This window comes from Pseudomonas kitaguniensis (assembly GCF_049199985.1).
In the GTDB taxonomy this organism is placed as follows: Bacteria; Pseudomonadota; Gammaproteobacteria; order Pseudomonadales; family Pseudomonadaceae; genus Aquipseudomonas; species Aquipseudomonas kitaguniensis.
In genome coordinates this window covers 1-12029 of sequence record NZ_JBLZPT010000021.1, presented here as the reverse complement: position 1 = coordinate 12029, position 12029 = coordinate 1, and the positions used below count along the sequence as shown (strand labels likewise).

Below are 12029 nucleotides of genomic sequence, written 5' to 3'. Positions count from 1 at the left end.
CCTTGTCAGTGGGCGAGCGCCGGTTACGTTTGGTTTGATTGGGTATCGGCGCCGGGCGTTCTACGGTGATTTGGTGTTCACGTTGGTCGGCTGCCCCGGCGCGCTTTTTGGCTGCGGCACTGCGCAGGCATCATCGCGACAACGGCGGCTGCCATCCGGGTGAGGCAGCCAGTTCAAATGCGGGCGTACGCGGCAGAACAGGCGATAACCGAGGGTCAGCAACGGCCTGATCGGTCGCCAGGCGAGGGGCGCGGCCCACCGCCCCAAACCGGCTGCGCGCCAGCTCCACAAGGTCGCGTCCAGGCCGGTTACCCAGCGCCCATTGGCGAACCTTGCGTGCAGTGAGTCCTGCATCTGCTCAAGCGTGAAGCCGAATGCCGTCGCGTCAAATGCGTCGTGGCTGATGTCGACCAACACCAGGCGTGTGTCCAGGGCGCGCCGGCGCAGCAACTGCACTTCGCGCGCGCAGAGAGGGCATTCACCGTCAAAGTAAAGCGTCAGCGGCCATTGCTCTTTCTTGTACATGGTTTGTTGTCTTGTATAGGTTTTGTACAAGATAGGCCTAAACAAACCGGCTGACAATGGCTGATTGTTTTGGAATCCGTCAGCGTGAACATCAAACGCTGACCAACGCGCTGCGCTTGGTTAGAATTGCCGCCCGATATGCCTTGCCACCTTTATCCGAGCAACATACGGCTGTCTATGGGGACATTAATGGCAAGCAGTCGCGCGCGGTTTACCGAAGGCAGTGTTTCACGCCACGTGATGGTGATGGCGAGTACCAGCGCCTTGAGCCTGTTCGCGGTGTTCCTGGTCGACATCCTCACCCTGGTCTACGTTTCGATGCTGCACGCACCGCAGTTGCTGGCCGCCGTCGGCATCGCCAAGGTGTTGATTTTTATGAATGGCGCGCTGGCCAACGGGCTGATTATCGCGGCCGCCTCGGTGCTGTCCGAGCGTATTGGGCACCGCGCGAGCAAAGCCCAGTCTCAACTCACCGCCAGCCTGATGCTGTGGGTGGTGCTGGTGTGTGCGCTGTGCGCCGCCGTGCAACTGGCGCTGCTGGCGCCGATCACCCATTGGCTGGGCGCACAGGCCGAGGTGTACGACGCGGCACGCCGCTTTATCTGGCTGACCTTGCCGTTCAGCGTGTTGCAGTCGGCCATGCAGATGGCTGCGCAAATGCTCAGGGCCGCTGGCCACAGCCAGCGTGCGCTGTGGCTGGTGCTGTCCGGCGCAGGCACGCTGGCAGTCGCAGACCCGTTGCTTATTTTCGGGTTGGGCCTGGGGCTGGACGGCGCCGGTATCGCGTACGCGTTCTCGGCGCTGGTGTCGGCGGGGCTGGGGCTGTGCTGGGTGCGACGGCATATCGGCATGGCAGCACCGGTCAGCCTGAAACGCCTGCGCGTGCATGGGCGACGGATCTTTCGTGTGGCGCTGCCCGCGATGGTGGCGAATCTGGCCACGCCGGTGGGCTTGGCGTACCTGGTGTCGAGCGTGTCGGTGTACGGCACATCGGCGCTGGCGGCGATGGCCGTGCTGGACCGGGTGATGCAGTTTTGCTTTTGCGCTTTTTTTGCCCTGCCGAGTGCGTTGGCGCCGGTGCTTGGCCAGAATATCGGTGCCCGGCTGGACCAGCGGGTCAGCGCCGCGATTACCTTTACGCGGCGCCTGGTGGTGGCTTACGGCGTGGTGATCTGGGCGGTGCTGCTGGCGTCATGCGCTATGATTGCCGACTTCTACGGCCTGCAAGGCGAGGGGCGTGAACTGTTCCTTGCGTTCTGCCGGATTGGCGCCGGCCTGTGGGTGATCATCGGCCTGGACTTCGTGGCGATTGCGGTGTTCGTGACCATGCGGCGCGCCTGGCTGGTGGCCGCCTTCGCCTGGCTGCGCGCAACCGTCGGCACGCTGCCGTTCGTGTATGGCGCCACGCACCTGTTCGGCAGCAGCGGGGCGATGCCGGGCATGTTGACCGGCAATGCACTGGTCGCAGTGATGTCGACGTTTACCGCATCGCTCGCAGCGCGCAGGTTTTTTGCAAGACGGGCCCAGCCGACACGCGCTGGGGAAAGTTGAATGCAGCAGTTATCGGATATTTATGTCAGTTGACGAGTCAGGGATCGAATCAGACGAAGACCTACAGCCCAAGCGCCGCCGCGCGCCCAAGGGCGAAATGCGCAGAACCGCGTTGCTCGATGCCGCAACGCTGATTTTTGCGCGCGATGGTTATTCGAGTTCTTCGATGCGTGACGTGGCGGCACTTGCCGGGATTACCACGGTGGGTTTGCTGCACCACTTTGCCAACAAGGAAGCGCTGCTCAAGGCGTTGTTGGAGCGCAGGGATGAGCGGGTTGTTTCACGCTTTCACGAATTGACCATCGAGTTGACGCTGGAGGGTTTTCTGAAGTTTTTGCGCCAAAGCATGCGCTTCAGCATTCAGGATGCTGCCGAGTGTCAGGCGTCACTGGTGATAAACACCGAGAGCTTGTCGCACGCGCACCCGGCGTGGTCCTGGTACAAGGAGCGTTTTCACCTGACGCATCAACACGCGCGTGGGCATTTGACCGCGTTGATCGAAGCCGGTGAGATTCGCCAGGATGTAGACGTCAAGGCAGTCGCACAAGAGATCTTTTCGATGATGGACGGCTTGCAGATTCAGTGGCTGAGGTGCCCGGAAGACGTCGATGTGATGGCCGTCTTTGATGGCTATGTGCGGCGGTTGGGAAGGGACATGCAAGCTCATCCCTGAGCCTGTATGCGCGACCTTAGTAGGTCTGTGAAGCGCTGACCTGCACCGCTTTGCGCAGTGGCAACGGCAGCGGGTTGCTGTCGCGGGTGGTCAGGTGTTCGGGGAACAAGGTGGTCAAGGTGCGATTCAGCGTCAGGTTCTGCGAGTCAGCCCCCACCAGAATCTTGAACGTGCCGGCATCCACGTCCCAGCTGTCGGTTTTGTCGACGTAGTAGGCCAGCGAGCGCGAGTCGATCGGGATGCTCACCGTCTTGCTCTCGCCAGGCTGCAAGTACACCTTGGTAAAGCCCTTGAGTTCTTTTTGTGGGCGGTCGACCGCAGGTTTCACCGGTTGCACGTAAAGCTGCGCCACCTCAAAGCCGGCTTTATCGCCAGTGTTGGTCAGGGTGAAACTCACATCAACCGTCGAACCCGGCGCCATCACGTTGTTCGACAACTTCAAGTCGCTGTAGCCGAACGTGGTGTAGGAGAGGCCAAAGCCGAACGGGTAAAGCGGCTGCGCGTGCTTCTTGTCATAGCCGCGATAACCCATGTACAGGCCTTCGCTGTAGGTCATTTCGGTCAGCGGGTTGGCGCCACGGTAGGCGGCCGGGTCCGGGTACGAGGCATAGCTCGGGTTGTCTTCAATCTGCTTGTCGATGGTCACCGGCAGCTTGCCCGACGGGTTGACCTTGCCATACAGAATCTCGGCCAACGCCTGCCCGCCTTGTTGGCCCGGGAACCAGGCTTGCAAGGTCGCGCCGACTTTTTTCGCCCACGGCTGCATATCCGCCACACCACCGCCGTGCATCACTACGACCGTGTTGGGGTTGGCCTTGGCGACTTGCCGGATCAGCTCTGCTTGTTGATCGGGCAGCGCGTAGCCATGGTCGGAACCTTCGCCTTCATTCTCGTAGTTGGTGCCGACAGCCACCACCACCGCATCGTATTTCGACAGGTCCGGCGCAGGGCGCAGACCGGCCCAGCTCATTTGCACGCCGGTTACGCCGCCGAGTGCCGGAATAAAGTTGCCCTGCACGCGTTGGTATTCAAGTTTTACGCTGTACGACTTGCCAGCCTTGAGTGAGGCCGTCTTGCCAGAGGTGGTGAGGGCGTTGACCACGTCTGCGGAGTACGGCACGCCGTCGCTTTGCAGCACCAGTTCATCGTTGACCCACAGTTTGTACGGGCCGTCTGCGCGCACCTTGAACACTTGCGGGCCGGAGAGCGTCGGTTTCACGACGGCGGTAAACCGCGCAGAAAACGCGCCTGGGTTCGGGCTGAAGCCTGCAACAGCCGTCGTGCCCGCTTGGGTGATGTTGGTGCCGGTGGTCCAATCCAGGTTCACGCCAGGTTCAACGCGCGTTACCGCAGGCGAGCCGGAAAAATCTGTGTTGGTGTAGTACTCGGCTTTCACCCCGGCGTTGCTGACCTCGTTATTGCCGGTGGCTGGCTGCAACCACGCCGAACTTTGTGGGTTGAGGCTCAGCTCCGGCAGGTACGTAACATTGGCGCTGTTCGCGGCCAATTGCTGCAAGCCGCTCAGCTCAGTCACGTAGCTGTTGGGCGGCGAGTTGGCGGTGCCGAACGGCGAGGCCGGTGCGTCGTGTGCCCAGTTACCAATCACCGCGATCTTGGCTGTGCGCGCCAGCGGCAACAGCGGCTTGCCGCCGCTGGTGTTTTCGTTGCGCAGCAGCACGATGCCTTCACGGGCCGCATTCAACGACGCGCGCTGGCCATATTCCGGATGGTCGAGCGTTTTGGCAGTGTTGAGGTGTTCCTGGAAGTCATAGCTGACGATGGCGCGCAGGTTGCGTTTGACCTTGTCGTCAATCACGTTCTGCGTCAGTTGCCCGCTCCACACGTAGGGCAGCAGGTTGGCTTCGGTAAATTGCAGGCCCGACGGCATGTCGATATCGGTGCCGGCCCACGCGCCTTTGAAAGCGTTGTGAATCGCGTTGAAGTCGCTGATCACATTGCCCTGGTAGTTCCATTCACCCTTGAGCACATCGGTAATCAGGTGGTGGTTTTCACAGGCGTAGTCGCCATTGATCTTGTTGAAACCGCACATGATCGACGCCACGTTGGCGTTTTTCACCATCGACTCAAAGCCCGGCAGGTACAGCTCGCGCAAGGTGCGTTCGTCGACGATAACGTTAACCGCCTGGCGGTTGGCTTCCTGTTCGTTGGCCAGGTAATGCTTGCCGCTCGCCTGAATCCCCTGCGCCTGAATGCCGTTGACAATCGCCGGTGCGAGCACCGCGCCGAGGAACGGGTCTTCGCCACTCACGTACTCGGCCGAACGGCCGTTGTACGGCGTACGGTACAGGTTAACCCCAGGCGAGAGCATCTGTTGCCCGCCCGAGATTCGCGTCTCATAGGCGATGGCCAGGCCGAATTCTTTGGCCCGGTTGATGCTCCAGGTGGCGGCCAGCGCGGACTGCGAAGGGTACTGCGCACCAAACGTCGCGTTGTTGACGTGCACGCCCATCGACGAGTCATACGCCACCGTGCCCTTGATGCCCCACTTGAGCAGCGGCGCAATCATGTGGCCGTCGTTAACCCGCGTGAAATTGATCTTTTCCGACGGGTTCATGTTGTCGAGGATGGAACTCACCCGCGCTTCAACGGCATTCCCCGTGGCCGGGGTGACGGCAGCGAGTGCAAGGTTGGCCTGGGCAATGCCGAAGGCCAGCAGGCTAAGCCCTACGGCGTGCTTGAAGGATGGCAAGCTCATGGTCGTTGCCCCTGAGCAGGTGCGTCGTCGGTGTCGACCGGTGCATCAATGACAGCAGACGCGCCCGTTTGCTTGGCGTGGCCAATGTTGGCGGCGCCGCTCAGTTGATCGCGTTGGGCCTCCACCTGTTGCCGAACCTGTTGTTCGGCGGTGGCACTCGTTGTTGAATCGGCCGCCAGGGCATAGCAACCAGGCGCGCACAGCAGTGCGACGCTTAAAAAAGACAATAAGGGTCTGTTCATCGATGCATCTCGACTAAGGGGTGGGCACGGAAAAAGGATCAACAGTGCGCAGACTATCGATCGGTCGAGCAATGAGTCTCTGGAAGACAGTTAAAAGTTCAGGCAGGAATAAAATATTCTTTAACGCGGGGATATTAAATGCTGGCACTGTGGTTTTGCGTGCTTGATATGATTTTTTGGTGAAGGGAAACTAAGGGTTTTAGGCGTTTTGTTAGATTTTTATGGCAGATAATCGCGTAATTTTGAATTTATGTTGCTTTTATCTGCATATTTTTTAGCGATTAATTGCGTTTTTATAAACCTAATTGTAGTTAGGTTTAGTGACCTGTTAAGCTTTTCAGTCTGGAAAAGCCCTAACTATTTTTAGTGCTTGTTAAAACTTTTTTATGACGAAAATAAGACGGTAGTTGCCGTGCGCAGTTGTGTCTTTAATATTTTATGCAACGGCTCAAACACAATGCCCAAGTTTCAGTTAGATGCACTGAATGATCCGAAACGCGTCGCCGGAACACGCGTACGCCGCAGGTGGGAGCGGGCTTGCTCGCGATTGCGCAGTATCAGTTGAAAAATACTTATCTGACACACCGCAATCGCGAGCAAGCCCGCTCCCACAGAAGCGCTTTTGCTCCGCGACGCCCCCTCAGCGCATTTGCAAAATAATCGGGCTGCTGCTGGCCGGGTCAGTCCCCTCACGCAGCTTGCCCACTGCTTTTGCATCCACCGCGCCGCCATGGTTGCCCCACGTGCTGCGCATGTAAGTCAGCACCTGCGCAATCTCCTGATCGGACAACTGCTCACGAAACGCCGGCATGCGATAGGCATCCGGCACGCCGGCCGCCACCACCCGTTGTGAGCCGTTGAGGGTGATGTTGATTGCCGAAGCGCTTTCCTTGGCGAGTGCCGAAGTGGCACCGGCCAGTGGCGGCATCCACTCAGGCTGGCCCTTGCCGTCCAGGCCATGGCACGACGCGCAGCGGGTGGCGTAGGTGTGGGCACCCGGCACATCCGGGCGCGCGTCTGCGGCCACCGCCTGGTACTGCCACGGTGCGCCGTCACGCTGCGGGTCGCCAGGCAGTGACTTCAGGTAACGGGCGATGGCGGCCAAGTCGTCGTCGGCCATGAACTGCGTGGAGTTGTTGAACGCCTCAGTCATCGAGCCGTAGACCACCGCATGCTGGTTGCGCCCGGTCTTGAGAAATTGCACGATCTGCGCCTCGCTCCAGCGCCCCAACCCAGTGTTGGGGTCTTGGCGCAGGCTCGGTGCGTACCAGCCGTCGAGCAAACCGCCGGCAAGGTACGGCTTACCCGACTCGTCCAGCGCCTTTTCGTTAAAGGCCAGGCCGCGCGGGGTATGGCAACTGCCGCAATGGCCGGGGCCCTGGACGATATACGCGCCACGGTTCCACAGTGCATCCTGCTCAGGTTTGGCGACGTAAGCTGCGGTGGGCGCGAACACGCCATTCCACAATGCGATAGGCCAGCGCAGATTAAGTGGCCACGGAATACCGCTGGGGATATTCGCTTGCTCAGCCGGTTCCACGCCCTTCATGAAGAAGGCGTAAAGCGCGCGCATGTCGTCGTCGCTGAGCTTGGCATATGACGGGTAGGGCATGGCCGGGTAGAGCCTGCGCCCACCCGGTGCGACGCCGTGGCGCACGGCGCGGTCGAAGTCGCCAAGGCTGTAGGCGCCGATGCCGTGGGTGCGGTCGGGCGTGATGTTGGTGGCGTGAATCGCGCCCAGCGGCGTGGCCATTTCCAGGCCGCCGGCGAACGGCGCTTTGCCTGGCAAGCTGTGGCAGGCCACGCAGTCGCTGAGGCGGGCGACGTACTCACCGCGGCTTATCAGCGCCGGGTCGAAACTGGCGGCGGGTTGTTGTTCGAATGGCGAGGCAGGCTCGCGGGTGACGTACCAGGCCAGCAGGCCTGCGGCGACCACGCAGGGCAGCGCCAGCCAGCCTGCGGTTCTTGCGAATCGGCGGTTGTTCATGGGCAATCCCTGTCGGTTAGCTGAAGGTGTATCGGCTTAATGGCAAGCTGCGGATGCGTTGGCCGGTCAGTTGCGCCACCGCGTTGGCCACGGCTGGCGCCACTGCGGGCAACGGAGGCTCGCCGACACCGCCCATTTTTTCGCCACTCTCGATAATCTTTACGTGCACCTGCGCCATACGCGACAGCGGCAGGATCGGGTAAAGGTCGTAGTTGCGCGCGCGTGGTTTGCCGTCCACGTACACCGCCTCCTCCAGCAACGTTTGCGATAACCCCAAGGCCACCGCGCCATTCACCTGCGCTTCAACAATCGCCGGGTTGACGATGCTGCCCGGGTCGATGGCCTCCCATATGTGATGCACCTTGACTTGCCCACTCTCGATCGAGACTTCGGCGATCACTGCCGCGTGCGAACCAAACGGCGAAGCCATCGCCACACCGCGTGCGCGTCGGCTGCCGTCTTCGGCGGTATAAGGGCCACGTTTCCAACCACCAGACAGCTCGCCCACGGCGTTCAGCAAGGTGGTCAGGCGCGGGTTATCGCGCAGCAGGTGCAGGCGCAGTTCGTACGGGTCGTGGCCGCCTTTGTCGGCCAGTTCATCAAGGAACGCTTCGTAGAAAAAGTCGTTCAGCGAGTTGCCCACCGAACGCCAGTAGCCGAGCATGGCCGGGCCTTTGACGTAGATCTGTGCGATGCGTTTGTTGGCGATGGCGTAAGCCTTGCCCGTCAACCCTTCAAGGGCCGTAGGGTCGATTTTTTCACCCTGTTTGCCGGCGATGCCTTCGGTGGGGCCTTCGGTGGCGCTGACCGCTTCGATTGCGACCGGCAGGCCTTGTGCGTCCAGCGCGGCGCGGAACTTGACCACGGCGACCGGGCGCAGCGTGTCGCGCAGGAACTCTTCTTCACGGCTCCAGATCAGCTTGATCGGGCGGCCCACGGCCTTGGCCAACGCGATGGCCTGCGGGTACGGGCTGGCCGAGTCATACAGAAAATGCCGGCCGAAAAAGCCGCCGAGCAACGGCGAATGCAAAGTGACTTGTTCGATGCTCAGCCCGGCGCGTTTGGCGATGTCGGCACGGAACATGTCGGGCGCCTGGTTGGGCAGCCACATCTCCAGCGAGCCGTCCGGGTTGAAGCGTGCCAGCGCAGAAGGCGGCTCCAGTTGGGCATGGTTGAGGTACTGGTTGTGGTAGGTGGCTTCGACCTTGGTTTTGGCGCCTGCCAACGCGGCTTCCACATCGCCTGCGTGCTCGTCCTCACGCACCGGGCCTTGCTGGGCGGCAAGAAAATCGCGGTGCCGGTCGCTGGAAAAATCTGCCGGCATGGCGCGCACGCTTGAGTCGCCAGCCGCTTCCAGCCATTCAACCTGAATCGCTTCGACCGCACGTTTGGCGTGCCACCAACGCTCGGCAACCACCGCCACGGCACCCGGTAATACGTGCACCGAATGCACGCCTTTCATGCCCTCAACCTGCGCCTGGTTGCGCAAACTGCCGACCGTCATGCCCAGGCGTGGCGCATGCTGGACGGCGGCGTGGAGCATGCCGTCGACGATCAGGTCGATGCTGTATTGCGCCTTGCCGGTGGATTTATCGTAAGCATCCAGACGCTTGACCGGCTTGCCGATCCAGCGGAACTGGCTCGGGTCACGCAGCGTGATGGTCGAAGGGTCCGGCACGGGCATGTCGAGGGCGCGACCGGCCAATTCGCCGTAGCCCAGCGAACGGCCCGAAGCGGCGTGCACCACGCGGCCCGGCGTTGTGCTCAACTGCGCCACCGGCACGCCCAATTGCTCGGCGCCGGCCTGCAGCAGCATCGCCCGCGCCAGCGCGCCCAGGCGGCGCATGGTCGGGTAGCTCATGCGTACCGACATGCTGCCGCCGGTGATGCGCATACCATTTTCCATCACCACGTAAGCTTCGCCGGGTGGCGCGGCCTCGACCACAAAGGTGGCGGGGTCGGCGTCGAGTTCTTCACCGACAATCTGCGCCATCGCCGTGTGCGTGCCTTGGCCGCCTTCCATGAACGGGCTGAGCAGGCGCACGCTGCCGTCCGGGCGAATCTCAAGAAACGCCGGCACCTGAGTGCCGCGTTCTGCGGCGCCAGCCGTGGCCGCCTGCACCCTCGCCGAGCCAAGTGGCAAGCCGAAACCGATCACCAGCGCGCCCACGGCGGTACTCGCCAAAAAGCGTCGACGGGACACATTCACCGGCTCGCTGAAGGGCAACGCGTCGGTGGAGTCGTTGCGAATATTCATCAGGCGCTTCCTTTCGCCAAGTCATGCACGGCCGTGCGAATGGCGTTATAGGTGCCGCAGCGGCACAGGTTGACCATCGCCGCTTCGATCTGCGCATCACTCGGCGCCGGGGTGTGCTTAAGCAGCGCGGTGGCCGCCATCACTTGCCCGGACTGGCAATAACCGCATTGCGCCACTTGGTGCTCGACCCAGGCCGCGACCACGCGCTTGCCCACCTCATCGGCCTCGACCGCTTCAATGGTGATGATCTCGCGACCCACCACGCCGGCCACCGGCGTCACGCAGGAGCGCACCACGTTACCGTCCACCAGCACCGAGCAGGCGCCACACTGGGCCAGGCCGCAGCCATACTTGGTGCCGGTCAGCCCCAGGTTATCGCGGATCACCCATAACAACGGGGTGTCGGCGTCGGCGTCGACCTGATAGGCCTGTTGGTTGATTCGTAGCTCCATGACTCACCTGCTGATCATCGGTTGGTGTGGCTTTTTTTTAGAATGGGGGTGGTGCACGTTGGCGTTGATAGCCATTGGCGGGCCTGGGCGATTGCAACTGGCCACGTATCAAAGAACTCTAGACTACGTGGCAGCGCCTATCTATGCGGGCACCGATAATTCGGAGGATCAGGCAAGCATTCAACAGGAATGCACTACTGCGCAGGTTGCCAGCGCGTAGGCCTTTGCTGATCCACGCCTGCGCGCCGCACTTTTTTTGATTCTCTTGATCTATCCCTGTCACGACCGCGCCTGTTTCGGGCGCGCACAGCAGCCAGACCCGGTGCCGATGGATCGAACGTTAATAACTGTTATCAACCGATGGCCGCTGGTGCTTGCGGCGCTGTGGCTACTCTGTGCCAGCGGTTGCAGCCAACAACAAGGCCGCGACATCGCCACGCAATTCAGCCAAGGCAAGCCCGACGAGTTTTTCCAGACCAGCGTTGATCGCATGGCCACCTTGAGCATGCGGGACAACCTGCAAAGCCTGTATCTGCTGATGAACAAGCTCTACCTGCGCAACCCCAACCAATGGCGCCAGGCGGGTTACCCGGATGCGGTGACGGCAGCGCGGCAGATCCGCCAGGCCATCGAGAACCGCCAACCGCTGCCGGCGCTTGGAGACCGGCGCGACTTGGCGGCATTGAGTTATTCGCTGAGCGCCGATTTTCGCGGCGATCGGGTCGGCGCGTTTATCTATGCCATCGGCAGCATGCTGGTCACCGCGCACGGCGGGCGTACCCGGTTTTATGTGACCGACTCAATCAACCCGCAATTTGTCAGCAACGCTGCGCGCAATATCGAGAAAGCCACCTGGCTGCTCAGCCAGCGCCAGGATGCCAACGGCGTGTTGCTGTTGTTTTCCAATGAGCTGTCGGAGGAGGGCAGCAACCTCAGTTTTGCCGTCGAGTTCGGCAAGATCGTCGCGCGCCTGGACCTGCTCACGCAGATGCTCGACGAGCGCTACCGACGTATCGGTCTTAACTACGCGCAGAGCTTGTTGTTGATGAACTTTTTGCCGGTGCAATGACGCTGCACAGCTCAAGCAGTGCGGCGTTTCCTGATCTCACGTAGGAAGTGGCCTATCTTGCAGGTCGTCGCTTGAAACACCCGTCGGTCGGCAATAGCCTCGGACGTTTCTTGAAGATGAGTGCCTGCCTTGGGTAAGCAAAAAACGCATTGGCCGACTGACCGCGAGGTTCGTCTGCGCTTCATCCTCTTTGCCTTACTCGACGTAGCGAGTGCCCAAGGTGCGCCTGCCGAGGTGCTGCTGCCTGCGCACAAATTACTGAGTAACAAGCCGACGCAGGCGCAGTTATGCGACAGCCTCGCCGCCGTTTTGGCCTGCGACGAGATGGCCGGGTTCAGGTTCGCGCAGGGCACGGAGGCCGACGATGTGATGCGCTCGCTGGCAGACGTGACTTGAAGCGCCTGCTGATGGGCGCGGGGTCTACATCTGGGTGTCCTGGAGCTGGCGTTGAGGTGGCTTCAGGGTAGTTGGATCAGATGCGCGCTTTTTGTGGGAGCGGGCTTGCTCGCGATTGCAGTGTGTCAGTCGAAAAATACGTATCTGACACACCATAATCG

At 61.2% G+C, this 12029-nt stretch carries 10 protein-coding genes; 4 read left to right on the top strand and 6 right to left on the bottom strand.

Going from position 1 to position 12029, the window contains the following annotated elements; all coding sequences use genetic code 11:
• Positions 1-60: 60 nt before the first annotated feature.
• Complete coding sequence (locus tag ACOZK9_RS21435) at positions 61-525, bottom strand: thiol-disulfide oxidoreductase DCC family protein (RefSeq protein ID WP_152748747.1); 465 nt, start codon at positions 523-525, stop codon at positions 61-63.
• 189 nt (positions 526-714) lie between these two features.
• Between ACOZK9_RS21435 and ACOZK9_RS21430 the strand changes: the two genes are divergently transcribed.
• Both ACOZK9_RS21430 and ACOZK9_RS21425 read left to right on the top strand, forming a co-directional pair.
• Positions 715-2076 carry an MATE family efflux transporter gene (locus ACOZK9_RS21430; protein WP_152748748.1) on the top strand — a complete coding sequence of 454 codons (1362 nt, stop codon included), beginning with the start codon at positions 715-717 and terminating at the stop codon, positions 2074-2076.
• Between the two features lie 22 nt (positions 2077-2098).
• Positions 2099-2749 carry a TetR/AcrR family transcriptional regulator gene (locus tag ACOZK9_RS21425; RefSeq protein WP_152745345.1) on the top strand — a complete coding sequence of 217 codons (651 nt, stop codon included), beginning with the start codon at positions 2099-2101 and terminating at the stop codon, positions 2747-2749.
• Positions 2750-2765: 16 nt separating this feature from the next.
• On the opposite strand, the gene ACOZK9_RS21420 is transcribed toward ACOZK9_RS21425, so the two are convergent.
• The 5 genes from ACOZK9_RS21420 to ACOZK9_RS21400 all read right to left on the bottom strand — a co-directional run bounded on the left by ACOZK9_RS21420 (position 2766) and on the right by ACOZK9_RS21400 (position 10403).
• On the bottom strand, positions 2766-5465 hold the full coding sequence (locus tag ACOZK9_RS21420) for a glycoside hydrolase family 3 protein (protein WP_172979607.1): 2700 nt from the start codon (positions 5463-5465) through the stop codon (positions 2766-2768).
• A complete protein-coding gene (locus ACOZK9_RS21415; RefSeq protein ID WP_082649046.1) occupies positions 5462-5707 on the bottom strand; it encodes a hypothetical protein in 246 nt (81 codons plus the stop codon). The genes ACOZK9_RS21420 and ACOZK9_RS21415 overlap by 4 nt, the downstream gene beginning before the upstream one ends.
• Before the next feature lie 640 nt (positions 5708-6347).
• A complete protein-coding gene (locus tag ACOZK9_RS21410; RefSeq protein ID WP_122250385.1) occupies positions 6348-7694 on the bottom strand; it encodes a c-type cytochrome in 1347 nt (448 codons plus the stop codon).
• Between the two features lie 16 nt (positions 7695-7710).
• The gene (locus ACOZK9_RS21405) at positions 7711-9951 is read right to left on the bottom strand and encodes a xanthine dehydrogenase family protein molybdopterin-binding subunit (RefSeq protein ID WP_152748751.1); all 2241 of its coding nucleotides are present in this window, start codon (positions 9949-9951) and stop codon (positions 7711-7713) included.
• Positions 9951-10403 (bottom strand): (2Fe-2S)-binding protein, encoded by a 453-nt coding sequence (locus tag ACOZK9_RS21400; RefSeq protein WP_152748752.1) that lies wholly within the window; start codon positions 10401-10403, stop codon positions 9951-9953. The genes ACOZK9_RS21405 and ACOZK9_RS21400 overlap by 1 nt, the downstream gene beginning before the upstream one ends.
• A gap of 328 nt (positions 10404-10731) precedes the next feature.
• Here ACOZK9_RS21400 and ACOZK9_RS21395 point away from each other — a divergent pair, with 328 nt between their 5' ends.
• Both ACOZK9_RS21395 and ACOZK9_RS21390 read left to right on the top strand, forming a co-directional pair.
• The gene (locus tag ACOZK9_RS21395; protein ID WP_152748753.1) at positions 10732-11472 is read left to right on the top strand and encodes a hypothetical protein; all 741 of its coding nucleotides are present in this window, start codon (positions 10732-10734) and stop codon (positions 11470-11472) included.
• A gap of 129 nt (positions 11473-11601) precedes the next feature.
• Positions 11602-11868, top strand: a complete 267-nt coding sequence (locus ACOZK9_RS21390; protein ID WP_152748754.1) for a hypothetical protein — start codon at positions 11602-11604, stop codon at positions 11866-11868.
• The last annotated feature ends 161 nt before the right edge of the window (positions 11869-12029 follow it).

What these genes read in the sequence shown, in the direction of transcription:
- ACOZK9_RS21420 (WP_172979607.1), bottom strand. Translation starts at nt 5,465, where the DNA reads ATGAGCTTGCCATCCTTCAAGCACGCCGTAGGGCTTAGCCTGCTGGCC.
- ACOZK9_RS21415 (WP_082649046.1), bottom strand. Translation starts at nt 5,707, where the DNA reads ATGAACAGACCCTTATTGTCTTTTTTAAGCGTCGCACTGCTGTGCGCG.
- ACOZK9_RS21405 (WP_152748751.1), bottom strand. Translation starts at nt 9,951, where the DNA reads ATGAATATTCGCAACGACTCCACCGACGCGTTGCCCTTCAGCGAGCCG.
- ACOZK9_RS21400 (WP_152748752.1), bottom strand. Translation starts at nt 10,403, where the DNA reads ATGGAGCTACGAATCAACCAACAGGCCTATCAGGTCGACGCCGACGCC.
- ACOZK9_RS21425 (WP_152745345.1), top strand. Translation starts at nt 2,099, where the DNA reads ATGTCAGTTGACGAGTCAGGGATCGAATCAGACGAAGACCTACAGCCC.
- ACOZK9_RS21395 (WP_152748753.1), top strand. Translation starts at nt 10,732, where the DNA reads ATGGATCGAACGTTAATAACTGTTATCAACCGATGGCCGCTGGTGCTT.
- ACOZK9_RS21410 (WP_122250385.1), bottom strand. Translation starts at nt 7,694, where the DNA reads ATGAACAACCGCCGATTCGCAAGAACCGCAGGCTGGCTGGCGCTGCCC.
- ACOZK9_RS21430 (WP_152748748.1), top strand. Translation starts at nt 715, where the DNA reads ATGGCAAGCAGTCGCGCGCGGTTTACCGAAGGCAGTGTTTCACGCCAC.
- ACOZK9_RS21435 (WP_152748747.1), bottom strand. Translation starts at nt 525, where the DNA reads ATGTACAAGAAAGAGCAATGGCCGCTGACGCTTTACTTTGACGGTGAA.